This is a genomic window from Gracilibacillus massiliensis (assembly GCF_001458115.1).
Classification (GTDB): Bacteria; Bacillota; Bacilli; order Bacillales; family Amphibacillaceae; genus Gracilibacillus; species Gracilibacillus massiliensis.
The window spans coordinates 1,014,957-1,041,087 of sequence record NZ_CZRP01000013.1; the positions used below are offsets into that span (position 1 = coordinate 1,014,957).

Consider the following 26,131-nt stretch of genomic DNA (forward strand, 5'->3'; position numbering starts at 1 on the left):
AATATATTTTAAAGTAGCTAAAGTATATTAGCCAACTTTAATTACTTCACTAAAATAGTTGAAAGTTCTGGCACAAATATTAGCAATATACCAATTAGTAATAACATGATAATGTACGGTGGTGTACTTTTAATAACTTCCAAATATGGCTTTTTAAAGACTGCACTAGCAGTAAATATATCCACTCCGAATGGTGGTGTGGCTGAACCTAATGCTGCTTGGAATGTAATAATGATACCTAAATGTACAAGGTCAACACCGGCAGCTTCAGCAGCTGGTGCAAAAATTGGAGTTAATACTAGAATAACAACAATTGGGTCGACAAACATACAGCCAACAAAGAAAAATATGCTAACCATTATTAAGACATATGCTGCACTTGGATCAGACCCTAAAACTGCTTGTGTAATTTCTTGCGGGATTCTTGCATAACCAAGCACCCAAGTAAACAATTGTCCACCAGCAACTAATATAAATACTACGGAAGTCACTAACCCTGTTGATAGTGCAAGGCTTGGGATTTTTTTAATTGATATAGTTCGGTAAATTAATACTTCTAATATAAAAGCATACAATACTGAAATACCCGATGCTTCAACAGGTGTAAATGTACCTGTATAAATACCACCTACAATTACAATTGGAAAACCAAGAGGTAATAAGGCTTTTCTAAAATATTTCCATCTTTCTGGCCAACTAACTCTATCAGCTAATGGTATATCTTTTACCTTTGCATAAATAACATTGTATACAGTAAACGTTAAGAATACGATTAAACCAGGAATAATACCTGCAATAAATAAATCGGCTACTGATACGCCTGACCCTGCTGCTAGTGCATAAATTATCATTCCGATACTTGGCGGAATTAATAATGCCACATCACTTGCGTTGATAATTAGAGCCATTGCTTTAGAATCTTTATATCCGACTTTTAAGAGTCTTTCTCTCATTGGTCTACCAACCGCTACAACGGTTGCCTGTGTTGAACCTGATATCGCTCCAAATAATGAACAGGCTGCTGCAGTAGTTACTGCATATCCACCACGAATATGTCCAATAAAAGCACCAACGAAATCCAATAACTTTTCTGACGTTTTACCTGCTGTCATAATATCTGCAGCAAATATAAATAGTGGAACACACAATAATACCGGTGACTCAATACCAGTGATTAATTGTCCCATTAATAAATCCATATTTACATTTGGATTGTATATTAACATAATCAATAATGGTCCAAGGATCAATGGGATCATTAAAGGAAAATTTAATAATAGAAAAATAACCATTATGAGCATCAATGTACCTAACATATTCTTTCTCCTCTATACAATAATTAGAATTTATAACGATAAATCTTCTTGTTTAATTTCACGATTTTCAGTGTCATTGTAATCAGCGGCATCTGTTCCTAGATATACAGTGTCTTTTGCCTTAGTTGTGAAATTAATATATGTGTTTCGGAGAAACTGAATACCGGCCACCAAAAAGCCAAGCGGAATAGCTATGGACATAAAATACACCGGTACTTCTAGGGTTGATGTTAAAGCTTGGGAGTCAATATGATATCGAACCAGACTATATGAAAAGTACGCCATAACAAACATGACAATCGCTGTCACTAAATTTATAATGATCATCATTATTTTTCTAACGATAAAAGGTGCAAAGTCGTAGAATGCAGACATACTTATATGTCGACCCTTTCTCGCAGCATATCCGATTCCCATAAAGGTAGCGACAATAATAGCAAATTGACTTACTTCCGCATAAAATCCAAATGCGCCTGATTTAAATACTTCACGAGCAATGACGTTACCTATAACCATTATAGATATTAGTATAATTGCAAAACTTAATATAAATTCTTCAAATTTCATAAATGCTTTATCAATCCATTGAAAAATTTTCAACAATGTGCCCCCTCTTTCTTCTACCGTTCCTAAAGTAGTTATACTTTATGTTACAAAAATGTTTCAAACTTCACAAATTTACTATACCCTGATTCAGAACAATTAAACGACATATTTTCGCGAATAAAAAAAATGTTAGCAAATCATGGATATATAATGGCGCATGCTTACAAATGATCTATAATCCTCTTAAAATGGTTTTATTTAATACTAGATATCTAGTGGTTTACGCTTTCAATCCAACATTTTTAGTTACTTGCTAATATGTAAGGATTGATTTAAGCTAAAACATAAACATTAAATACAATTGGAGTGACATAGATGACGCCTCAAGAAATGGAAGCGGAAATTGAAGATCTTAAAGCAGATTATGCAAGACTTTCTGCTGATTTAGAAAAATTGGTTTATGTAGGTGGTAGAACCGAACATAATGAAGAGGAATTGGAACGTATCGCAAAACAAATAGCTTCACTACGTCAACAATTGCAACAGCAAAAAAGCTAGCAACAAAGATTGCTAGCTTTTTTCATTTCGTTTTTCCTCTAGTTTTTCTTGTATTTTATTAAATTCTTTACTCGGTGGTGTCATACTCACGATCGTATCTCCTGCCGATGAAGTTGAATCCATATCCTCAGTAAAAAATTCAATTTGCTTCGATTGCTTCAGTATAAACAATAAGATTGTCTCATCATCACGGTCATTTTTATAATCTTCAAAAGAATACTTATCTGTTAACGTTGTTTTTCTTAATACATAACCACTTTTCAGTTTGTATTTTAACTCTTCGATACCTTCAGCTGGTACAAAAACTTCTTTTCCACCAATCGTATGATCGATATCGACAATATGATCGCCACTATGACTTTGTTTTGGCAAGCGGAATACATTTTTTCGGCCGAATTCCGGTAAGAACGTTGAACAGACTAATGCATTATATGAATCATATTCGGTTGCTGCCAATAAATAATCATATGGTGTGAAATCCATGGTATATTCCGTTTGTTCCGATAAAATCTCACAATGATTATGCTGAACTCCTTCTTTACGAGCACGATTCAAACGATCCCATGATGAATCGACCACAACAGTTGGAATCTCTAACTCTTTCATCACCTTCGCTATTGAATTTGTAAAACGGTTGGAGCCAACAATTAATACTCCTGGTGAACCTTCAGAGGATAAATCTAATTTTTTTGCCAACCAACCTATTGAAAACCCATGTACAACAACTGTTGAGAAAACTAATGCAAATGTTAACGGAGTAACAAGCGATGCACCTTCAAACCCCTCGTCTGCTAGTATTGTCGCAAAATAACTAGCCACGGTTAAAGCTACTATACCTCTTGGTGCAATCCAGCCTACTAATGTTTTTTCACGTAAGGAGAGTCCTGAATTGATCGTTGATAGAAAAATAGACAACGGCCTTACAATAAAAAGCATCAATAGGACATACCCTATAATTTCCGGTCTAAATACATCAATTAGCGTATCTCTTGTTAGTGAAGCTGTTAATAAGATGAAAACTGTCGACACAAGCAAGATCGAGATATTTTCTTTAAAATGACGCATATCTTTGATCGAAGAGATTCCTAAATTAGCTAATGTCATCCCCATTGCGGTAACGGCTAATAATCCTGTTTCATGTTTTACTTCATCAGCAATAATAAAACATGCGGTCACTGCCGCAAATACTGCTGGTGACTTTAAGAACTCTGGTAAGTGACCTGACTCGAACATCCAGCCACTCACTTTTCCGAAAACAATTCCCAACACAACTGCAAAAATCGATGCTAAAAAGAAAAACAACAGCGCTGTTGCATCTCTTCCATCTGCTGAGAGAAATAAAATGATCTCAAATGCAAATAATGCTAATAAGGCACCAAAAGGATCAACGACAATGCCTTCCCACTTTAGGATTTTGGCGGGGGTTGGTTTTAATTTCGATTGCCTTAATAATGGTAAAATGACAGTCGGACCTGTTACAATAAAAATACCACCAATGACAAACGAAACCGCTAAAGATAATCCAGCGACATAATGTGCTGTCAATGAACCTAATATCCATGCGAGGAAAGCTCCCCATGTTACGATACGAAATACTGGTTTGCCCAAGCCTCTGACTTCTTTGAAATTTAAATTCAAACTTCCTTCAAACAATATTATCGCAACAGCTATCGAAATAAGCGGACGATATAAATCCCCGAATGCTTCTTCAGGGTTCATCAGACCAAAAATTGGCCCTGCTAACAGTCCGGCAATTGACATCACGACGATAGCTGGTAATTGAAATTTCCACGCTACCCATTGAGACCCGACACCGAGTACAGCAATAAGCATTAATATTAATAATAATGAATCCATTATTTTCCCCCTCTACCACATAGCTATCTCTTTCACTTTTTTCCGACAAGATAGGATTATTTTAAAGGTTAACTAGAGCGATGTAAATATATTTATCTCAGTTAAAGCTTTTCTATTGTATCCCTAGTAAAAATGTTATGATAAAAAAACATGAGAAATGAAAAAGGATGATTTAATTGGTATTTAAAACGTTAACTCTTTTGAAAGACTATTTCGGTTATGAAGCCTTTCGCCCAGGTCAGGAAAAAATAGTACAACATATACTACATCAAAAAAATACACTTGCGATCATGCCGACTGGCGGCGGAAAATCGATTTGTTATCAAATCCCTGGACTTGCATCAGAGGGAATTACAGTTGTGATCTCCCCACTTATATCATTAATGAAGGACCAGGTTGATTCACTAAAAGCTTTAGGAGTTTCTGCAACCTATATTAATAGTTCCTTAACAACAAGTGAACAATATCAACGCTTAGCTGATGTTAGAAATGGCGAATACAAGTTTGTCTATGTCGCACCTGAACGTTTTGATTCAAACAGTTTCTTTCAAACGATTGATTCACTCGATATTTCATTGATTGCTTTTGATGAAGCTCATTGTATATCCCAGTGGGGGCACGATTTTCGTCCAAGCTATCGAACTGTCATTAAAGCTGTATTTAAATTGCAAAATCAACCAACTTTAATCGGCTTAACCGCTACCGCAACGAAAGAAGTTATTCGAGATTTACAACAATTATTACTTGTTGATGAAGAATGCATAGTCAATACCGGATTTGCAAGAGATAATTTAACGTTTGAAATGGTAAAAGGTCATGATCGTAATCGCTATGTGGTCGACTTTGTTAACAACCACAAGGATGATGCTGGAATTATTTATGCGATCACAAGAAAGCAAGTAGATCAGTTACATTATATTTTAAAAGAAAAAGGTGTCTCTGTTCAGAAATATCATGCAGGTATGCCAGAAGATGCCCGTAAACAAGCTCAGAATGATTTTATTTACGATAATGTTCGGGTAATGGTTGCAACCAATGCATTTGGTATGGGGATTGATAAGTCCAATGTTCGTTATGTCATACATTATGCGCTCCCGAAAAATATAGAAAGCTATTATCAGGAAGCCGGTCGTGCAGGTCGTGATGGTGAACCCAGTCAGTGTATTGTGCTATTTTCTGGTCAGGATATCACCTTGCAAAAGTATTTAATTGACCAATCTGAAATGGATGAGGCTAAGAAGACTGGGGAATACGGCAAATTACAAGCGATGATCAATTATTGTCATACCGATCAATGCTTACAACAATATATTTTAGAGTATTTCAATGATACGATATCGGATCATAAAGAGTGTGGACGCTGCTCCAATTGTAATAATGATTTGGAAAAAGTTGATCGATCAAAGGAAGCTCAAATGGTATTATCCTGTGTAAAAAGGATGGGCGAGCGATTTGGTGCAAGTTTAGTTGCTAAAGTTTTAAAAGGTTCTAATGACAAAAAAGTGAAGCAATTCCGTTTTGACAAACTGACTACATATGGTTTATTAAAGCATTTTACCGAAAAAGAATTAGTTTCATTTATCCAGTTCCTTGTTGCTGAGAACTTTTTAGTAGCAGAAGGTGGACGCTTTCCAGTATTGAAGTTGAGCACTCGGGCAGTTGATGTTCTAAAAGGAGAAGAGCAAGTATTCGTACAAAGTGCAAAAGTCGAGAAAAAAGAAGTGATCGAATATGATGAAGAAGTCTTTGAACAATTACGAGCACTTAGAAAATCCCTTGCAGATGAACAAGCGGTGCCTCCATATGTTATCTTTTCGGACAAGTCTTTACGAGAAATGTCTGTAGCCAAACCTAAGTCTCAATATGAAATGCTACAAATTCACGGTGTTGGGGAGAAAAAATTCGAGCAATATGGAGAAATTTTTTTAGAATGTTTGATGGAACAACAATAACAGATAGTTTTGATTCAAAGACTGGACTGGAATAATTCTTTTGTACGAAAAGGGAATTTATTGGACAAAAGCATGGTTGTGGTGCCCCCTTTTGGGCGATATATGGATTTATTGGACAAAACCAGGGGCGTGGAACCCTCCTTTTGGGCGATATACGGATTTATCGGACAAAACTGGGGGCGTGGAGTCTACCTTTTAGGCGATATATGGATTTATCGGACAAAACCAGGGGCGTGGAGTACTCCTTTTAGGCGATATATGGATTTATCGGACAAAACTGGGGTTGTTGTGACACTCTTTTGGGCGATACACAAATTCATCGTAGAGCTATCTAGCTTCTGGTCATTCGGAGCGAAATATTCTTATAAAAATTCCGCTTCCTCTATAAAAGAGAAGCGGAATTATTTTTATTCATTGAAGTCAATCGCCCATGCTCCTTTTCGGAAAACTGGTTCGGTTGATCCGTCGCTGGTTTCACCATCAATATCTAGATCGGCTGAACCGATCATGAAATCAACATGTGTTAAGCTATCATTGACCCCATGCTTATCCAACGCTTCCTCATCCATATCAGATCCACCTTCAAGGTTGGTAGGATATGCTTTTCCTAATGCAATATGACATGAAGCATTTTCATCAAACAGGGTATTATAAAAAATCAAACCTGATTGTGAAATTGGTGATGCATGTGGTACCAGTGCGAGTTCTCCTAGCCTTGTAGCACCTTCGTCGGTTTCTAATAAATGCTTTAATGTTTCATAGCCTTGTTCTGCCTCAAAATCGACTACTTTTCCTTCTTTAAATGTTAAGGTAAAACCATCAATCATATTACCACCATAAACAAGTGGCTTTGTGGCAGTTACTTTTCCGTCCACTTTGTATTTATGTGGTACGGTAAACACTTCTTCGGTTGGCATATTCGGATTAAATGCATTTCCATTTGGCGTCTGGGCAGCCCCACCTTTCCAAATATGTCCTTCTGGTAATTCAAAGCGGATATCGGTACCCTCTGATTTGAAAACAAGTGCTTTATACGATTTTTTGTTTAAAAAATTGCGAGCTTTTTTCAAGGTATTGTTGTGCTGATCCCATGCTGATACTGGATCTTCTTGATCTACTCGTACGATTTTAAAAATCTGATCCCATAAACTCTCGATTGCATCTTCCTTCGATTTATCAGGGAATATTTTTTGTGCCCAATCACCGGTTGGAATGGAGATGATCGACCATGGAATACGATCATTCATTGTATACTGACGGAATTCTTTCATTGCTTCACCACTAGCTTTGTTCGCTTTGGCAACTTTTCCTGGATCTATATCCTTTAATAAATCTGGATTTGTGGAACGGATTGCTAAAAGCGCCGCACCATCTTCAGCAAAATCTAAATGTTTCGCTACTTGCCATTCCGGAATGTCCGTAAGTACACCTTCTGATGCATATTGAAATTTTAATAAGGTTAGTTCATCATCTGTCCAATTAATATGGACATTTTTCGCACCTAGATCGTATGCTTTTTTAGCGACAATTCTTGTGAAATCCGCTCCTTCAATGGACGAATTAATTACTAAGGCCTGATCTTTCTGTAAGTTAACACCTGTTTTCAACGCAAGTTCTGCATATTTTTCTAATAGTTTTTGATCTGCCATCAAGATTCCTCCTTTAATTCTTCTACCATAAGCGACAACTCTTCCCAACGTTCCATTTTCTCTTCTAATTGCTGTTCGACTTCATTTTGTTTCGTATAAAGTGGTTGGATTTTTCCAATGTCACTACCTGCTTCAGCAATCTCTAGTGCTATTTGCTCTAATTCCGATTCTAACTTGGTAATATCCTCTTCGATCGTATCCCACTCTTTTTGTTCATGATAAGATAATTTCTTCTTTTTTCTTTTTGGTGGCTGGTTTGTTTGTTTAGTTTGCTTGGAGATCACTTCTTGCTCTTTTTGCTGCTGACGAAATTCCGAATAGTTCCCGTAAAATTTCGTTAACGATGTCGAACCTGTAAAAGCAATAATCTGTTCTACCGTTTTGTCTAAAAAGTAACGATCATGCGACACAGTGATGACTACTCCGGGGAACTGGTCTAAATAATCTTCCAAAACAGCTAGCGTCTCTGTATCTAGATCATTTGTTGGTTCATCTAAGAACAATACATTGGGTTCTTTCATTAATACCGTCAAAAGGTAGAGCCTTCGTCTTTCGCCACCTGATAGTTTACGAACATAGGTCCACTGTTGCGATCGTGAAAATAAGAAACGCTCAAGCATTTGCTCTGCTGTTATAACATCTCCATCGATCGTATGGACTACTTCTGCAACATCACGGACTAAATCAATTACTTTTACAGAATCATCAAGTGGTGGATGGTCCTGTGTATAATAACCAATCTTGACTGTTTCTCCAATATCAATCATGCCTTGATCGGCTTCAGCTCTTCCAGCCAGAATATTTAACAATGTCGTTTTTCCACTACCATTTGCACCAACGATCCCTAGTCGATCTCCAGGTTTTATTAAAAAAGAGAAATTTTCGAATAAAATAGTGCCATCATAAGACTTCTTTAAATCTTCAATCTCAATTACTTTTTTGCCTAAACGAGTTGATCCTACAGAGAAGCTAACGTCTTGTTTATTCGTATCAAATTTCTGTTCTTTCATATCTTCTACTCTGTCAATTCGGGCCTTTTGTTTCGTCGTTCTTGCTTTTACTCCAGCCTTTAACCATGCAATTTCCTTTTTGAGAATATTTTTATGCTTCTGTTCTGCCTGGACCTCTAGTTCTTCCCGCAACGACTTTTGTTCTAAAAAGGTTTGATAGTTACCGCTATATGTATATAAATTACCCTTATCCAGTTCAAAAATACGGTTGGTAATACGATTTAGGAAATAACGATCATGGGTTACCAATAATATTGCCCCATCATAATTTGGCAAGTATTCTTCAAGCCATTCAATTGAATCATTGTCCAGGTGGTTCGTTGGCTCATCCAATATCAATAAATCTGCTGGTTGAATTAATGCTTTGGCAATCGCAACACGCTTGCGTTGACCACCAGATAAATTTTCGATTTTTTTATCAAATGATGGAACACCTAGTTTAGTTAAGATCGTTTTCGCTATGGTCATCGCATCCCATGCTTCTTGTTGGTCCATCTTTTCTTGCATTTGTAATAATTGATTTTGTTGTTGTTGATTATCCGGTTCTTTTTCTAGTGCTAATACAGCAGCTTCATATTGCCGTAATGTCACCATTATAGCAGCATCACCATAATATATTTGATTCAGTACAGTATCTCCCTCTGTCAATTGGGGATCTTGATCTAAATATTCAATATGATAATCATTCGGATGATCGATCTTTCCTTGTTCGGCATGGTCGATACCTGCCAGCACTTTTAAAAGAGTTGATTTTCCTGTGCCATTGACACCAATTAAACCAATTCTGTCTGTATTGGTAATCGAAAAGGAAATGTTATCAAACAGGGATTTCTCCCCATATGTCTTGACTAAATTCTCTACTTTCAAACCACGCATTTTATCTATCCTTTCTAGGAGAAAACGAGCTTTATTTATATCGGTTGGAATATTCTCACTGATTGCTGTCGCACTTTATAAGATTGGTGAAATCAGTCTTGAAATCGACTCTTTGAAGCGAATCCATAAAGATCGTTGCTGGTACAAGGAATAAGTGAGTTGTGTTACATCTTCCATATCTTTTTCAAATTCATCTACAAGCATTTCTGCTAACGTTTCATTATATAAAAAGGCATTGACTTCAAAATTTAAACGAAAACTTCTTACATCAATGTTCGCCGTCCCAACCGATGCAACTTTGTTATCCACTACGATCATTTTAGCATGCAAGAATCCCTTTTGATAAATATAAACGGTTGCACCTGCTTTTAACATCTCGCCAATATAGGAATAGGTTGCCCAATAAACAAAAGGATGATCTGGCTTATTAGGAATCATAATTCGGACATCAACACCAGAAAGACAGGCGATTTTCAATGCGTCCAATAAGCTTTCATCTGGAATAAAATAAGGTGTCTGTATGTATATATACTCTTTAGCAGACATAATCATTTTGATATAACCATGTTTAATTTGCTCCCATTCAGAGTCCGGGCCACTAGAGACAATTTGCATTCCTGTATGTCCGGAAGGGATTGCATTATAATAACGCTCATCATATTCGATATCATGACGAGAGGCTTGGTTCCAATCAAGAATAAATCTTGTCTGTAGATTTTTAACTGCACTACCAATAATCCTTAAATGGGTATCACGCCAATAACCAAAGCGTTTATCTTCGCCTAAGTATTCATCTCCAATATTAAAGCCACCAATATAGCCAATTTTGCCATCCATGATTGCTAACTTCCGGTGATTACGGTGATTAATTTTAAAATTCACTTTCGGTATCAGTGGTGGGAAGAACCCTTCGACATCTATGCCTGCATGTCGCATTTTCCGAATTAACTTTCGACTCATGGTACGTGATCCTAGGTCATCATAAAGAAAACGTACATCTACGCCTTCTTTTGCCTTTTTTATGAGGGCATCTGCTAATCTATTACCTAGATTGTCTGACCTTACAATATAATAGAGCATATGAATATGATCTGTTGCTTGTTCAATATCTTCCAATAATGAGTTAAATTTACGATTCCCATCTGTAAAAACATTGACACTGTTATCTTGTGAATAAATCGCATCATTGTTACGCAAGTGTAAATAAAATAAATCTTTATAATAGTACATACGTGGATCATTTATAAAAAAATCTCCATTTTCAATTTCACGCAGTTGATGTTGTACCGCTGTTTTTACACCCAGTTTACTTTTGGTATCCCAGGTAAAGATCGCTTTGTTGCTAAGTTTTCTTCCGAATATAAGATATAAAATAAATCCAACTATAGGAATAAACGTTAATACCATGATCCATGCCCATGTTGATGTGGCATTTTTGCGCTCTAAGAAAATAATCGTTAGTGAAAGTAAAATATTAAAAATTAATACAAAGCTTATAATCAGTTGTGTTAATTCCAATCAAAGCCCCCCCTTCAATGTCTTGCCTACACCTAATATAGCATATTTACTGGAAAATAGCAGAACATCCAATTCAATGACGACGTGATCCACTTCCCTTAATCAGAGTTTGCATTTCCAAAAACTGGTCTCATATACTTATATTAATAAACTTTGCACCTTTCTATAGATTGCCAAAGCAACTTAGTGTGGATAAGCAGGATTATACGACATAACCCAAATAATCTTTGAGATCTGATAACTGCGTGAAAATCGCTCCGGCTTGACCACTTCCCTTTCCGTGGGGTTTTCCCCTCAGCTAACTTTTCCAAGCAAAAACCGCATGGAAAAGTGGATCTTCGGGGAAAACGATCCCACAGGAGTGGAAGTGGCCGCCTCCGCTGATTGAAACTCTACAAATATTACAAATGCTAGCATTTTGGATTGTTACAGATATGAACATACCTTGTTAATTATGATAAGTAATCTAAAGAAAAATTCATAGGCGATATGGAATCACGCCAATATGATTATTCTTATTCTAATTGTAGAGCATTAAAAAGCGCAGGCGTCCGTTTCCACTCCTGCGGGAAGTTTTTATCCGAAGATCCACTTTTTAAGCGAACTGTGCTTAAAAAGTTAGGTCGAGTAAGCGGGAATACTTGATTACTTAAAGTATTCCTCACTCCTCACAGAACCGTGCGTGCGCTATTCACGCACACGGCTCTTCCTATCACCTTTCACAGAATATACGATATATGCCGTCTCAAGTCATATATGTTCGTTTTCGTTCTCGGATTTGGTAATGGATATTTCACCAAAAATAATTCAAACTTCTCCCAACTGAAGGATTTTCGTTGACTCCTTCGATTCATCCATTTAAATAGTAAATTTTTTATACAACGCAGAAAATAGTGGACTTCGTGAGCATTATCCGTGATACAATAATAATTATAGTAGCCCACTAGCGATTGTTGGATTCGGCGCATGATGTCTTGAATATCCCTCGTTCGATTTGCTTTTAACCAAGCTTTATGTTGTTTAATCTTGGCCCGGACTTTCTTCTTACTACTTTTCCGTTTTACACGGTAATTACCTTTCTTGCTTTTACTACAATAGTGCGTAAAGCCAAGAAAATCGAACGTAGATGGTTTCTTCTTTCCGTCACGCTTTGCATCTTTCCAGGCATAAGGACCAAACGAGATAATCTTCGTTTTATCCTCTGCAATTTCTAGATGAAACTTACGTAACCTTTGAATCAGATTCGTGTAGAATCGGTTGGCATCTTCTTTGTATTGGAAACAACACACAAAGTCATCCGCATAGCGAACCATGTAGGCTTGACCCTTACATTGTTTCTTTACTGCTTTCTCAAACCATAGATCCAACACATAATGAAGATAGATATTCGCTAGAACCGGAGAAATGATACCCCCTTGCGGGGTTCCCCGGTCTGTATCGATAAATTTCCCCTCTTCCATATAACCACCTTTTAGAAATCGAGCGATAATACGAAGTAAGTTGGGGTCATTGATACGATGGCGAAGAAACTTCATCATCCAATCATGACTCACATGATCAAAGAATCCTTTGATATCCGCATCTACTATATAATTGGTTTTCCGTTGTTCCATGTATACATTTAAAATCTTTAATGCATCATGGCAGTTTCTATTCGGACGAAAACCGAAGGAACAATCGAGAAAATCATTTTCATAAATGGCATTCAAAATCTTCGTAATACCCATTTGAACGATCTTATCTTCATGTTCGGGGATACCTAGTGGCCGTTTCTTGTTGGAACCCGGCTTGTCAATGTAAGAACGCTTGACCGGAATCGGTCGATAAGCCTTTCTCTTCATTCGTTTCACTAGGCCTTTGATGTTTTGGTCTAAATTCGCTTCGTACATTTCTTTGGTAGTGCCATTCACACCGGTTGCTTTACCTTTCGGTAATTGGTAATGGCACTGTTTCAAGTTACTTTCATTTAGTAAATGTACGAGAGAATTAAAGACAAGGTTCTTATCCGATTTTGCTAATTCTGTTATCCTATTAAGTTTCGTTTCCATAATACGTTCCACCTCTGGGTATGGATTATGTTTCTCTATCAAGGGTGATGACAGGTAACGGCCTTTCCTCCATCGGCATTACCCAACTTCATCAGTACTACGCCGTTATCCGACTTCCTTTAGGCATTTGACAGCCCTCACTTTATTATCGCTTGTTCGTCATTACTTTCTTTATCCGAAAGACCTAAAGGACCTCCCGAGTTACCGCAACATATCAATGTGTAACGTGCCAGGGTCTTCGACTCCGGAGAAGATAGCATTCTCTCGCCTTTAACGAGAATCCTATTGTTGCCTTCTATGCCTCAGAACACATCGACCTTCTCAGCTTTGGTTTTATTTCAGAGCTCTATCCCTCAGCCACTAGGGCTTTCCGGCCCGTTACCTAACTGTCTACGCTTAAAGGCAATGTGTTACCACTTGCCCTCCAAGACTCGCTACAAGTGATTGGCTAGTTCTTACTTGGCGGGAATCCCACCCGCTATATGTTACGACCTATGCTCGGCCGCACCTGAGGAGAAAAACCCGCGGAAAGGGAAACGGACAAGCCGGAGCGGTTGTTACTCAGTTCTAAAATGTCATAATTACCACGAAAGTTATGTTGTATAGTCCTTCTTATATGAACAAGTTATTGCTTATTCTACACCTCTGTTTATGGGGTGAATAAGGTAGCTAGTCGATCGTTATATTGCCTTTGTCTGTTTGTGTTTTTGGTCCTTTTATTTCTAACACACCATTATGAAAACTTGCTTTTGCAGATTTTTTATCCACTGCGTAAGGAAGTGTAATGGTCCGTTGATTGCGTTGCTTTCTTCTCTCTTTATGATAATAATGATAAGATTCATCGAATTTTTCTGTCTCTTCACTATGGTTAATGGTAACCGTTATTTGATTTCCTAGTAGTTGTAATTCGATCTGTTCTTTTTTTACTCCTGGCAGGTCTATCTTCACGATCCATTCATCAGCCGTTTCCACCACATCGACAGGTATTTGTTTCGATATTTTTGCCTGTTCAAAAAAACTATCCATCCTCTCCATAACATTGCGAGTTGGCTTCTCATACAAAAAAGCATCTAACTTTTTAATAAATTCTTCTCCCCATTCTGGGATATTCCCTTTTTGTTGTGTCATGGTGTCACTCCTTTCGATATATTCTTCAACTATATATTATGCAGATCTATACCAATTGCTCATTTTGGAATTATCTGAATTTTCAATTGACTCTATCCAAAATATACCTTATAATGTAATCAATTGAATCTAGCAAGACTCTTATTTAGAGTGGCAGAGGGAATAGGCCCGATGAAGCCCGGCAACCGTCAGTTTGAAGCATCAAATTGAAAAGGTGCTAAATCCTACAGGTTAGACCTGAAAGATAAGAGGAGGACGAACTTTGTACATACAACCTCTTCTTACTTTTAGTAATGAAGAGGTTTTTTAATTTAATTTAGGAGGGTACATAATGACAAATTTTCAATTTCCAAAAAGCGAAACAACTCTATTACATGGTGGGCAACAAGTAGATCCGACTACAAATGCTCGTGCTGTCCCAATCTATCAAACTACTTCCTATGTGTTTAATGATACCGAACATGCGCAAAACCTTTTTGCATTAGCAGAAATGGGTAACATTTATTCGCGAATCATGAACCCAACGGTTGATGCCTTTGAACAACGTATTGCGCTTCTTGAAGATGGGGTGGCAGCGGTAGGCACAGCCTCAGGTGCATCTGCTATCACTTTAGCTATTTTAAATTTAGCGAATGCTGGCGATGAAATAATTGCAGATAGTAATCTATATGGCGGAACATTTAATTTATTCAACAAAACCTTACCGAAATATGGAATTGATGTGAAGTTTGTTGATGGTACAGATCCTGAGAACTTCCGAACAGCGATTACTGCTAAAACAAAAGCAATATTTGGAGAAGTGATTACAAATCCTAGTTTAAATGTCTTTGATATTGAAACTGTTGCAGATATTGCCCATGAAAATGGGGTCCCTTTAATTATTGATAATACATTTGCTACTCCATATGTATGTAAACCAATTAGTTGGGGAGCAGACATCGTAGTGCACTCTGCAACGAAATGGATTGGTGGACACGGTACCTCCATTGGTGGTGTTGTAGTAGACAGTGGTCGATTTAATTGGAATAGTGAACGTTTCCCAGGCTTTACTGAACCGGATGAATCTTATAATGGTATCCGTTTTGGAATTGATATTGGACCACCGGCCTTTGCGATCAAATTACGTGTGCAATTACTTCGTGATATCGGACCATCACTAAGCCCACAAAATGCTTTTTATTTCTTGCAAGGTCTGGAAACATTGCATTTACGTATTAAACAGCATAGTGATAATACCAAGACAGTTGCAAATTATTTAGAAAATCATCCACAAGTAGAATGGGTGTCATATCCAGGTCTTGAAAACCATCCATCAAATAATTTAGCAAAAAAATATTTTTTCTGTAACCTTTTTGGTTCTATGATCGTCTTTGGTATTAAGGGTGGAAGAGAAGCTGGAAGACAAGTGATTGATAATGTAAAATTATGGTCACATGTTGCCAATGTAGGGGATGCAAAATCATTGATTATCCATCCCGCATCAACTACACACCAACAACTAAATGAAGAAGAATTAAAATCTTCAGGTGTAACGGAAGAATTAATTCGCCTTTCTGTTGGTATTGAATCAGCAGATGACATTATCGCTGATTTAGACCAAGCAATTGCTACAGCTACTAACAGTGAACCAACAATTAAAGCTGACGCTGATAAAGCGATTAGCTGGGCATTGTCTTCTCCATTAGCTAGAGAAAATGGAGATATTCGTCCTAAGACTATTGCAGCCGCTGGAGCAATCGAGAAATCGGATGCATTAGCGAAATTGCAAAAATTAGGATATAACGTAACACCAGCAAAAACTGTAGAAGGCGAAATCGACATTTTATTTGTTGTCGACCGTAATGAAGCAGCCAATGCTTATACTGATCAAGCAAAAATTGTTTGGTTTGCTGAAGGTGAAACAGAGGAAAATGTAAAAAGTAAGGCGGAAGCGAATGGACAGATTGTTGTTGAAAATAAATGTCCTTTCCAGGAAGCCGATCGCTTACGCCGTGGAGAATAGAACTTCTCCCTGACTATTGTTATTTATCTCCCCAAGATAAATATATATATGTAAGACCACATTCCTTTCGAGGTTTGTGGTCTTATTCTTTTTGCAATCGAATTACCTATTTACCTTTCAAACAATCTTATGCTACAATACATATCATTTATCCCTAATTTAACCACCCGTAAAACTCTAGATAAGTTTCACTATCGTTCCAGCATGATATCCTAAGTGTTTGCATATTGTATAACACAGTGGAGATGATGTTAACTGTGATTCATTAACGGGTATAATTATGTAAGAGAAATTATAATGTAGGTGTTGTTCATGCATAAAAAGACATATATCATACTTCTAATCATTGTTATCGCTATTTTTTTAGCTGTATTTTTAACATTTATACAATCGGATCCATCACCCGAGAAAGTGGATCAGCCTGATGAACAGTCATCAGAAGAAATTTCAGAAGAAGATTCAACAGAAGAATCAGAAGAAATAGAGGAACAAAACACTATATCACAAAATATTCAAGATGGTGTAAAAGAAGTTATTGATGCTCTTAACTTTTTTAAAAAAGATACTCATATCGTCGCTATCGGTGATTCTCTTACACAAGGTGTTGGTGATGAAACCGATAATCAAGGTTATGTTGGCATTTTAGAAGATCGTTTAAATGAACAAGATTACGATGTCACCTTTGATAACTTTGGAAAACGAGGGAACCGAACCGATCATTTATTAAAAAGATTAAATGAAGAACCTGAAATCACCGAATCGCTTGAAAAGGCAGATATGGTACTTATCACCATTGGCGCTAATGATATCATGCAAATTATGAAAGATAATTTTATGAATTTAACGGAAGAACCCTTTATGCAGGAACGCGAGCCGTATGGTGACCGTTTATCTGAAATATTTGAATATATCCTTTCTGTAAATCCAGAAACAGATATCTATTTATTAGGTTTTTTTAACCCTTTCGAAAAATATTTTGGTGATATCAAAGCATTAGAACAAATATTGACTCGATGGAGTAACAAAAGTTTAGAAGTGACGAATCAATATGAGCAAGTAAACTATATTCCAATGCAAGATATTTATCAAAATGAAACAGAAAATGTATTTGCCGAAGATCATTTTCATCCCAATAGCAAAGGGTATGAATTGATTGCAGAACGCGTGATTACTTATTTAGAAAATGAAATACAAGAAGCTCAAAATTAAAGGATGACACAATATGAAAGAGTCTAAAATTACCAATTGGAAAAAACTATTCCTTTCTTTAGTACTAGTTAATGCTATTATCGCAATAAGTATCATACTTTTTCTGTTTTTGCCTGCACCTGCAGCAGAACTTCCAGAGAAGGTTTTTCTTGAAGACGAAGCAGGTGCAGAATTCACCGTGCAATCGAGCAAAGAGAATTTAAACGAATTAGTAAATGCTTATGTCGATAAATTGCCACAACCTTCTAATATTCAGTATGCTGTTAAATTGGATGAGGAAGTAAACTTAATGGGGGCTGTCGAAGCTTTCTCAACGGAAGTACCTGTAAATATTACGTTCGAACCAATTGTTCAGGAAAATGGCGATATTATTTTACGTGCAACTGGTATGTCACTCGGACTTTTGCGTTTACCTGAAGATCGGATATTACAATATGTCAATAGCCGTGTCGAAACGCCTGAATGGATTACCATCGATCCCAAAGAAGAGCAAATATACATTGCCCTGACGCAAATGGAATTAAGAAGTAACTTTCGTGTCAGAGCACAACAAATCGACCTTGAGAATGATAACATATCGTTTCGAATCAAAATACCAAACAAAACTTTAGGGTTATAAAATCCTATAAAAAAGGCGCCAGCTTTGCATTTTGTTTACCTACTCAGATAATCCATTTTGATAGACATAGACCGCTGCTTGGGTGCGGTCTTGAACTTCCAATTTACTTAAAATATTGCTAACATGAACTTTCGCTGTTTTCAGTGCAATAAAAAGTTGATCCGCTATTTCCTGATTTGTTTTGCCTTGAGCAATTAATAATAAAATCTCCATTTCACGATTGGTTAAACTCTCATGTAAAACAGGGGTGTGCTTATTTCTCATTTTCGCCATCACTTTGGCAGTCACTTCTTTTTCAAAAACAGCTTCACCTGCATGCGTATCACGGATCGCTTTTGCTATCACATCTGCTTTTGATGTCTTTAATATATAGCTCGAAGCTCCAGCCTCTAGTGCGGGATAAACTTTATCGTCATCAATAAAACTAGTAACAATTAATATTTTTGCTTCTGGCCACTTTTCAATAATGAGACGAGTTGCTTCAATACCATCCATCTCTTCCATCACTAGATCCATTAAAATCACGTCTGGTTTCAAATCTAATGCTAATTCAACTGCACTTTTCCCGTTGTCTGCTTCTGCAACAACTTCGATATCTTCTTGAGTCGATAGATATGCGCTTACCCCGATCCTAACCATTTCATGGTCATCGACAAATAACACTCGAATCATTCTTGGTCCCCTCCTTCACTTATTAATGGAACACGGACTTCAATTTTCGTTCCTTCGTTCGGAATACTTACGATTTTAAGATGTGCGCCAATTTCTGCTGCCCGTTCATACATATTGGTGAGTCCATAAGAGCTCTCTCGTTTCTCTTCTAAATTAAATCCAATACCATCGTCTGCAATTCGCAAGATTAAAAACGCGTCTCTTTCAATTAATAGCACATCAATATTTTCAGCTTGTGCATGCCTTAATCCATTAGATAAAGCTTCTTGCAAAATTCGAAAGAGTTGGTCTTCTAACCCTTTATTAATCTCAACTTCTTCAATTCGCCACGTTATCGACATTGGAACTTTTGCATGTAATTCCTCCAGCAATTGCTCCATTCCTTCTTTTAATGACTTGTCTTTTAGTAAAACAGGTCTCAAATGTAACAGTAATGCTCGCATTTCAAGTTGAGCTTGTTGAATCATTGTTTCAATTTGATGTAGCTGTTTTGTTTTCACTTCGCTTTGGTCCGGATCAGAAGCCAAAACAGCTGAAACCAACATAGAAGCAGCAAACAATTCCTGACTAACCGAATCATGGAGCTCTCTTGCTAAACGATTTCGCTCTTCAGAAATCACCTGGTTAATCGTTTCCTCTTGGGCACTAGCTCTCTCTTCTATTAATTTCTGTGTTCGTTTAGTTTGTTCTTGAATATAATTCTGCACTTCTTTTAAGCGATCTAATACAATCTTCATTTCTTCATATGATAGTGGATCTTGAAATGATTGATTTTTCAGTAATCTGCTTAAGTTTTTCTCTAAAAAAGTTATTCGTTTTTGCCAAAAAGTAGCCATCACTACACCAATGATACACCCAAACAATATTGTCACTGTCGGAAGCATGATAATAAAAGGTATCTCTAACACCTTAATTGTCCATAATAAACGAATATCTTCTAACGGAAAGGCCAAGTAAAAAAAGATACTTAAGATGATAAATAATAAGAAAGAGAATAATATACTAGTAAAAATAATTCTGGTATATAACTTCATCCTCTTCTCACCTCAAGCTTTCCAGCAATCAATTGTGTGTATATTTTGATTTTTTGAGGTGCTTCTTGATACCCTTTTGTTTGTAATTGAAGTGTTCGATTAAAAGCATTTTTTTCTAGGTGGTCAAAGACTTCAATGTCACCGAAAACAACCGAATGATCGATTGTTACTTCCACATCATATGGTACGATCATCGTAATATTTCCGATTAGATGGCGAATGACCATAACAGATTCTTCTCTTGGCAACATCGTATTATTTAAGTCAACGACAACATCGCCGACTGCGGATTGAATATTAAGATCCTGCCAAGCAAAAGCTTCTTCCGTAGTATGATATTTTCCAAACCATTTATTTTTAATAACACGGTCCTCATATAATGTTTCTTCTGTGATATCGATGAATTTTGGACGATTTTTTTCTTTTTCTTTATTCTGATACCAATTCCAAACAAAATAGATAATAACGACAAAAATAAAAAAACGGATCACAAACGTATTGATCACTGCCAGGAATATGAAAAAGGCACCACCCCAAAAGATTGTCTTTCCAGTAGTAGTGTTAAACGATTTTTTTCCGATGTACAGTCCAAAAGCTCCTAATACAGCAAGAAAAAGGAGACCGGTATCCAAAAATATAAATTCAATAAGTAAGAGAGCACAGCCAATAATGACTAATAATTGCAAAAGATCTGAACTTGTTTTTTTCGACATATGAATAGGCCTCCTTCTAAATGGTATTTTCACTATTTAATAAAAAGGTACAGATTTTCCTGCACCTTTTTATCACGTTGCTAACCGTCCGTAATATCCTACTTTATAGGATAGCATGTTTTTAGTTAGAATTTGTAGCTTTTTTTTCTAAATCTTGAAAACGTGCATCTAATGTGTGCAATCGATATTCTGATTGTACTCGCTGTTCAATTCGTTCAATATAACTTTCTAACTCTGCAAATTTAGAAGCGCTTTTTGAAACAAGTTCTGTTTCTAATACTTTATTCATACCTTGTTTGGTCCTGGCAACATTTTCTCTGCTTTTTAATTCTAAGCATTTGACGTATAAATCTTTTAGTTTTTGTTTCATTTGTACGTATTTGTTTTCTAACATTTCCAGATCTTTAATTGCTTTATCAGACATTTCATTTAGTTGGGTCACTCTTACTTCGAATTGATCTAACTCGGATTTTGCTTCCTGCGCTAATTCTGCTTCTTGCATTTCTTCAGCAAGTTGGAATTGACGTTTGCGTTTTTCCACCATCATTTTGGCTTGATTTAATTCTTTTGAGATATCTTGTTTGATCTCATATTGCTTTTCTACCAGTCGTTTGATTTTCTTTACTTCCTGTTCACATTCACGAATATATTGATTGACGTGTGCAATCGGATTTTGCTCCTCCTTTTGGTCCATTAAATCATGTAAATCTGCCATCACTGAATCTTTAATACGAGTAAATAAGTTTGTCATTTTAATTTCCTCCTTTTATATAATTAAAGCTTGTCCCATGTTAAGTAGTCATCTTTATAGTAATTGTTTTTTTCTTGTTGCCATTTTTTATAGGTGTAATATAAAACGACTAAGGCAACAACTCCGATTAGTGCCGGGATATTTGATAATGACATCGAAACACCAATTAATATCACAATCCCCCATCCTACCTTTTTGCCAGTTGTGTCTGCTACAACAAATTTTCGTACACCATAATATGCAATAGCAACACTAATCAGTAACATAATCATTGGACCTAAGTTTGCTAATAAAGTAATGGATGCAATAACCGCTAAACAAATGAGTAAAAATGTTTTCATTTGTGTTCCCTCCTTCCATATCTTAATGATAGCTTGTCTAACAAATTAAGATAACGGCCTGAAGATATATTTTCCTCTAAGACTCAAGGCTTATTTTTTACACGCAAAAAAAATAGAGCTAGTTCGATGACCAGCTCTTTAATCTATTATTCGGGCACTTTTTGATATATTCCGGGCACTATTCAGCATAATTCGGGCACTTTTAGGCGTAATACGGGCACTTTCATCTGATATCCGGGAATTTAGTATTATAACTCCTTAATATCAAAAGAAATTACTCTTTCTGTAGTTGGATTATAGACTACAGTACCTCTTACTTTGATTCTTTCCTGTTGTGACTGTAGCGTATAATCATAGATTTCTTTAATTTGATTAGAAGCAGGCTGCGTTTTTTCTACAAAAAGATAATCGGTAACATTGTAGTTAGGATAAGCTGTTTGGGTTACTTCCAGTAAATATTTCCCCCACTTTTCTTGCTCAAGTTCAGGGGATGGTTGAAATTCAATGGCAAGTATGCCAACCGATGGATTTGCTCCTAATGCTTCAAACGCTCTACGGTGTAAATTAATATTTGTGGCAGGTGCATTAGGTACAGTGTCGACAATTGTTACAATAATTTCTCTTCCGGTTTGTGGATTTTTCACTTTTATCGATTGCCCACATTGATAAGGAGAATTGCTACTAACAGCCGCTGTCATGTATTGATTGTAGGACCAAGGAAGGTTACATTGTGTCATCGCTCCTCCTTCTGTCCATGTCGCCTGTCCCTTCATATAATTTTGTCTTAGGTGACCTTGATATGATGCTTGAGTTTGTGAAAATGGGTATGGATAATAGCCCTGGTAAGGGTATCCATATTCATAATTTGAGTACATATTATTCCTCCTACTGAAAATCAGTTATTCAGAATAGTTTATGTACACCAATAGTTGTTTTGTGACAGTCACCTAAAAACAAAAATTGTATTATGCAGTAGACACAAACTGCGAAGTTGTGACAATTTTGAAAGTGTGATGAGTGCAAGGCAAAAGCTCCGTCCATTTACTTCGCTTTGGTGATGTTCTACAACTAAAGTCACTTCTAGAACGTTGGTGCATTGCATATTTCATCTTACTTGAACAGAAATCTACTCAAAGCGGAGGAAAAATGCGACACTCCTGGGGGAACAGCGCGAGCTGAAGATCCACTTTGGAAAGTGGTTTTCTTTCCAAAGTTAGCTTCAGCCGTGCCCCCGGAAAGGGAGTGTTTTTCCGTTGCGCTGGATTAGCATTCAACAAAATACTTTTGCCAATAATTCAACGCTAGGTACTTCGCAGTTTAGTTTTAATCTGTCAGATGTTCTCTCGTATGAAAAGAAAAAGACCTTTATGAGGAACATAAAGGTCTTTTCGGTATGATATAAATAATAGCTGTTAATTATAAATTCTTTTCCATAACGGTACTTGCACTTCGTATCCACCGTGTTGTTGTAGGTACACAGGTAAATCACCGTGATACGTTAATTTTAGAGCATGCCACTCTTTTAGATCCTGAGGTTTTATGAGACAAGCTGGTTTATCGTTGAGATAAATTCCAGCTTCTTTTAACACGGTGACTACAAATTCCGAGCAGAAATATGCATGATGCCTGTGTAATTCCATGTTAAAAAGTACACCGATTAATCCTAGTAAATTATATCGATATTGTTCCGTTTCTACCTCCATCTTTTTAATCCGCTGCCATAACAATTGATACATTTCATCGGTAATCGTCAATTGATAAATGGCACATTTGGAATGGCTAAAAAAAGGCGTACGCAAATTCTCTTTCACAAAGCCTCCACTCCAAGGATTATAGGCTTGCTTACGTCCAAAACTGTACACTTCTGTCAAAGATGAATCAAAGGCAATTGATGAGTGATTAAGTGTGGATTTTGTACAAAGGTTTATCATTCGTGATAACATCGTGCCCGTATCTGTGAAAAGAAGATATATTTTTCTCATCTTCACTTCATCCACCCCTTGCAAACATTTACTGACATGGAAATTTTATTCGTCCATGTGGAAAAAAATACTATTTCACTGTATTTTAACTATAGTATATTTTATATCGTTGCGCAAGGTTAATTTGACAAGTGAAAGCTATCAACATAAAAATGTCTCGTATCCCATTACTCTTATATTAGAATCTTGAGAATGTAGTATTACCATATGTTATGATGTGATAACAAAATTGATGTATCTGCTTTTATATAAATAACATAAACTAATTACCATTATACTTACGAAATCTGTTATTTTATTCTATCCATTTATATCCAACCCCCCACACAGTTTTTAAATGTTGTTCTATTGGAAACTCTACGTTTCCAATCTTTTCTCTAATATTTCTAATGTGAGAGTCGACAGTACGACCTTCAATTTCAGCTGAATAACCCCATATTAATTCTATTAACATCTCTCTTTCATAAACTTTATTAGGGTTTTTGATTAAATATCCAATTAATTCAAACTCCTTGCGCGTTAAAGGAATCACACGGTTTAGATAGCTCAACTCATATTTTTCTTTATTCCAAATTAGCCCATTCCTTTCAACCATCTCTTTTGGAGGAACTCTTCTCAGCAAAGCCTCCATTCGGGCAATCAATTCATTTTCATCAAAAGGTTTTGTTATATAATCATCCGCTCCAAGTTTCAAGCCTTTTATAATATCTGCTTGTTCTTCACGGGCTGTTAACATTATAATAGGAACGGATGAGAATTCTCTGATTTTTTCACATAGCTCAAATCCATCCATTTTCGGCATCATAATATCTAATATAACTAAATCGATTCTGTTCTGAATCAGCTGAGTTAAAGCTTCATTTGCATCAGTAGTTTTATAACAATCAAATGCATACGGTTCTAAATATAATTCAATTAACTCTAACATACGAATTTCATCATCAATAACTAAAACTTTATACATTCATTTTTCATCCTTTGGTAATGTAATAATGACTTTTGTCCCTTTTCCCAATTCGCTCTCCATCTTTATGTTACCTCCGTGCGATTCAATAATTTCTTTTGTAATCGCTAAACCAATTCCAGATCCACCATTCAGTCGTGATCTCGATTTTTCCACTCTGTACAATCGATTAAATACTTTTGGAACTTCTTCATTCGGAATACCTTCTCCTTCATCCTGTATTATAATTTCCAAAGAACGTTTATGTTCCACAACTTTTAACAGAATGGACGTGTTGTGAAGTGAATGTTTCTGGGCATTATCTAATAGGTTAATGAAAACTTGTTGCATACGTGCATTATCAATATACACCTTTAAATTTTCTTGGCATTGGACTACAACTGATATATTTTTATTGTCAAAGGCTGGTTTCATACGCCTTATTACCGATTGAATAATTTCATCTAATAATATCCATTCCTGATTAATGACAAAATTATGCTGATCTACTTTGGCTAAATCAAACAAGTTTTTGATTAAAATAGAAAGTTGTTCTGCTTCTTCTTTAATAATGGTACTATATTTTAGAGTATCCGTTTTATTAATTTCACGACGACTTAAGATATCAGCATAGCCTTTTATATATGTTAAGGGTGTTCTTAATTCATGAGAGATACTACTTAAAAATTCATTTCTTTCTGTTTTTAAGTGGGTTAAGTCTTCCGCAAGTTCTTTAATTGTTCTTGCTAAAACACCTAATTCATCTTTGCGTTTTATATCTAATGGCAATTCTCCTTTTTCTTTTTGAATGTTTTCTGTAGCTTTTTTCATTCTTATAAGTGGGACAGTTATTAATTTGGATAAAATAAATATGGTAACAATAGTTATAATGAAGGTTAACAATCCAATTAGTTTAAATTGCTTACCCATTTCATTTAATACATGTTTAATTTTATTTGTTTCAGCAAACATAAAAACATGACCTTTTACTTCATTACCAGTCATTATAATACTATTTGACGCAATATACTGATTTTCTTTCCAATTACTAGAAATGATCTCTCCATCTGATTGTATTGGGTTTTGTAACGCTTTTTGTATGACCGCTTTCATTTCTGCTTCAATATGATTTGAATCTACAATAACGTTCCCATTGGGGTCCGTTATAACGACCGTAAAATCTGAAGCAGACTCCATCATGCCAACATGATCTATTGTAGAAGCATTAAAATGATCTTCTAAAACATCTCGATGGGTGTTCCCTCTAGCTAATAAGTTGTCCATCACTTCATTAGCTTGAGTATTAGCTAGATTCAAATAAAGAATCACAAATAATAGAATTTCTACAAATAAGATAAAAACGAAAAACAGCATTCCTATTTTAAAGGATATTTTATTTATCATATT

General features: G+C 36.1%; 22 protein-coding genes and 1 riboswitch. Of the genes, 5 read left to right on the forward strand and 17 right to left on the reverse strand.

The window, feature by feature from the left end; genetic code table 11:
* Window positions 1-41: 41 nt before the first annotated feature.
* A complete protein-coding gene (locus BN3107_RS16725) occupies window positions 42-1,316 on the reverse strand; it encodes a TRAP transporter large permease (protein WP_058308764.1) in 1,275 nt (424 codons plus the stop codon).
* Window positions 1,317-1,346: 30 nt separating this feature from the next.
* Entirely contained in the window at window positions 1,347-1,916 is a 570-nt protein-coding gene (locus BN3107_RS16730) for a TRAP transporter small permease (RefSeq protein WP_058308765.1), read from the reverse strand.
* 321 nt (window positions 1,917-2,237) lie between these two features.
* On the opposite strand from BN3107_RS16730, the gene BN3107_RS16735 reads away from it, so the two are divergent.
* Window positions 2,238-2,420, forward strand: coding sequence for an SE1832 family protein (locus tag BN3107_RS16735; protein ID WP_058308766.1), 183 nt, complete (start codon window positions 2,238-2,240; stop codon window positions 2,418-2,420).
* A gap of 12 nt (window positions 2,421-2,432) precedes the next feature.
* Here the strand turns inward: BN3107_RS16735 and BN3107_RS16740 are convergent, their stop codons facing one another.
* Window positions 2,433-4,277: a cation:proton antiporter gene (locus BN3107_RS16740; protein ID WP_082631348.1), complete on the reverse strand. Its 1,845-nt coding sequence runs from the start codon at window positions 4,275-4,277 to the stop codon at window positions 2,433-2,435.
* Between the two features lie 176 nt (window positions 4,278-4,453).
* Between BN3107_RS16740 and recQ the strand changes: the two genes are divergently transcribed.
* A complete protein-coding gene (recQ, locus tag BN3107_RS16745) occupies window positions 4,454-6,229 on the forward strand; it encodes a DNA helicase RecQ (protein WP_058308768.1) in 1,776 nt (591 codons plus the stop codon).
* A gap of 407 nt (window positions 6,230-6,636) precedes the next feature.
* On the opposite strand, the gene BN3107_RS16750 is transcribed toward recQ, so the two are convergent.
* The 5 genes from BN3107_RS16750 to BN3107_RS16770 form a co-directional block, all read right to left on the reverse strand.
* Window positions 6,637-7,878, reverse strand: coding sequence for an aminopeptidase (locus BN3107_RS16750; RefSeq protein WP_058308769.1), 1,242 nt, complete (start codon window positions 7,876-7,878; stop codon window positions 6,637-6,639).
* A complete protein-coding gene (locus BN3107_RS16755; protein WP_058308770.1) occupies window positions 7,878-9,764 on the reverse strand; it encodes an ABC-F family ATP-binding cassette domain-containing protein in 1,887 nt (628 codons plus the stop codon). The genes BN3107_RS16750 and BN3107_RS16755 overlap by 1 nt, the downstream gene beginning before the upstream one ends.
* 75 nt (window positions 9,765-9,839) lie before the next feature.
* Complete coding sequence (gene cls / locus BN3107_RS16760) at window positions 9,840-11,282, reverse strand: cardiolipin synthase (protein ID WP_058308771.1); 1,443 nt, start codon at window positions 11,280-11,282, stop codon at window positions 9,840-9,842.
* Window positions 11,283-12,001: 719 nt separating this feature from the next.
* On the reverse strand, window positions 12,002-13,330 hold the full coding sequence (ltrA, locus tag BN3107_RS16765) for a group II intron reverse transcriptase/maturase (RefSeq protein WP_058307430.1): 1,329 nt from the start codon (window positions 13,328-13,330) through the stop codon (window positions 12,002-12,004).
* A gap of 669 nt (window positions 13,331-13,999) precedes the next feature.
* Window positions 14,000-14,458 (reverse strand): Hsp20/alpha crystallin family protein, encoded by a 459-nt coding sequence (locus tag BN3107_RS16770; protein ID WP_058308772.1) that lies wholly within the window; start codon window positions 14,456-14,458, stop codon window positions 14,000-14,002.
* A gap of 138 nt (window positions 14,459-14,596) precedes the next feature.
* Window positions 14,597-14,709: riboswitch (SAM riboswitch) on the forward strand.
* Between the two features lie 80 nt (window positions 14,710-14,789).
* Between BN3107_RS16770 and BN3107_RS16775 the strand changes: the two genes are divergently transcribed.
* The 3 genes from BN3107_RS16775 to BN3107_RS16785 all read left to right on the forward strand — a co-directional run bounded on the left by BN3107_RS16775 (window position 14,790) and on the right by BN3107_RS16785 (window position 18,288).
* A complete protein-coding gene (locus tag BN3107_RS16775) occupies window positions 14,790-16,460 on the forward strand; it encodes a PLP-dependent aspartate aminotransferase family protein (protein ID WP_058308773.1) in 1,671 nt (556 codons plus the stop codon).
* A gap of 312 nt (window positions 16,461-16,772) precedes the next feature.
* The gene (locus BN3107_RS16780; protein ID WP_058308774.1) at window positions 16,773-17,669 is read left to right on the forward strand and encodes a GDSL-type esterase/lipase family protein; all 897 of its coding nucleotides are present in this window, start codon (window positions 16,773-16,775) and stop codon (window positions 17,667-17,669) included.
* A 13-nt stretch (window positions 17,670-17,682) separates the two neighbouring features.
* On the forward strand, window positions 17,683-18,288 hold the full coding sequence (locus BN3107_RS16785) for a YpmS family protein (RefSeq protein ID WP_058308775.1): 606 nt from the start codon (window positions 17,683-17,685) through the stop codon (window positions 18,286-18,288).
* A gap of 39 nt (window positions 18,289-18,327) precedes the next feature.
* On the opposite strand, the gene BN3107_RS16790 is transcribed toward BN3107_RS16785, so the two are convergent.
* The 9 genes from BN3107_RS16790 to BN3107_RS16830 all read right to left on the reverse strand — a co-directional run bounded on the left by BN3107_RS16790 (window position 18,328) and on the right by BN3107_RS16830 (window position 26,128).
* Window positions 18,328-18,960, reverse strand: coding sequence for a response regulator transcription factor (locus BN3107_RS16790; protein ID WP_058308776.1), 633 nt, complete (start codon window positions 18,958-18,960; stop codon window positions 18,328-18,330).
* Window positions 18,957-19,994, reverse strand: a complete 1,038-nt coding sequence (locus tag BN3107_RS16795) for a sensor histidine kinase (protein WP_058308777.1) — start codon at window positions 19,992-19,994, stop codon at window positions 18,957-18,959. Before BN3107_RS16795 ends, BN3107_RS16790 begins: the two co-directional genes overlap by 4 nt.
* Window positions 19,991-20,707, reverse strand: a complete 717-nt coding sequence (gene liaF / locus BN3107_RS16800) for a cell wall-active antibiotics response protein LiaF (RefSeq protein WP_058308778.1) — start codon at window positions 20,705-20,707, stop codon at window positions 19,991-19,993. The genes BN3107_RS16795 and liaF overlap by 4 nt, the downstream gene beginning before the upstream one ends.
* A gap of 121 nt (window positions 20,708-20,828) precedes the next feature.
* Window positions 20,829-21,458 (reverse strand): PspA/IM30 family protein, encoded by a 630-nt coding sequence (locus BN3107_RS16805; protein ID WP_058308779.1) that lies wholly within the window; start codon window positions 21,456-21,458, stop codon window positions 20,829-20,831.
* A gap of 23 nt (window positions 21,459-21,481) precedes the next feature.
* A complete protein-coding gene (locus tag BN3107_RS16810; RefSeq protein ID WP_058308780.1) occupies window positions 21,482-21,799 on the reverse strand; it encodes a lmo0954 family membrane protein in 318 nt (105 codons plus the stop codon).
* Window positions 21,800-22,047: 248 nt separating this feature from the next.
* On the reverse strand, window positions 22,048-22,674 hold the full coding sequence (locus tag BN3107_RS16815) for a DUF3889 domain-containing protein (protein WP_058308781.1): 627 nt from the start codon (window positions 22,672-22,674) through the stop codon (window positions 22,048-22,050).
* Window positions 22,675-23,211: 537 nt separating this feature from the next.
* On the reverse strand, window positions 23,212-23,781 hold the full coding sequence (locus BN3107_RS16820; protein WP_058309280.1) for a hypothetical protein: 570 nt from the start codon (window positions 23,779-23,781) through the stop codon (window positions 23,212-23,214).
* Window positions 23,782-24,076: 295 nt separating this feature from the next.
* A complete protein-coding gene (locus BN3107_RS16825) occupies window positions 24,077-24,745 on the reverse strand; it encodes a response regulator transcription factor (protein ID WP_058308782.1) in 669 nt (222 codons plus the stop codon).
* Window positions 24,746-26,128, reverse strand: a complete 1,383-nt coding sequence (locus tag BN3107_RS16830; protein ID WP_058308783.1) for a sensor histidine kinase — start codon at window positions 26,126-26,128, stop codon at window positions 24,746-24,748.
* Window positions 26,129-26,131: the final 3 nt, after the last annotated feature.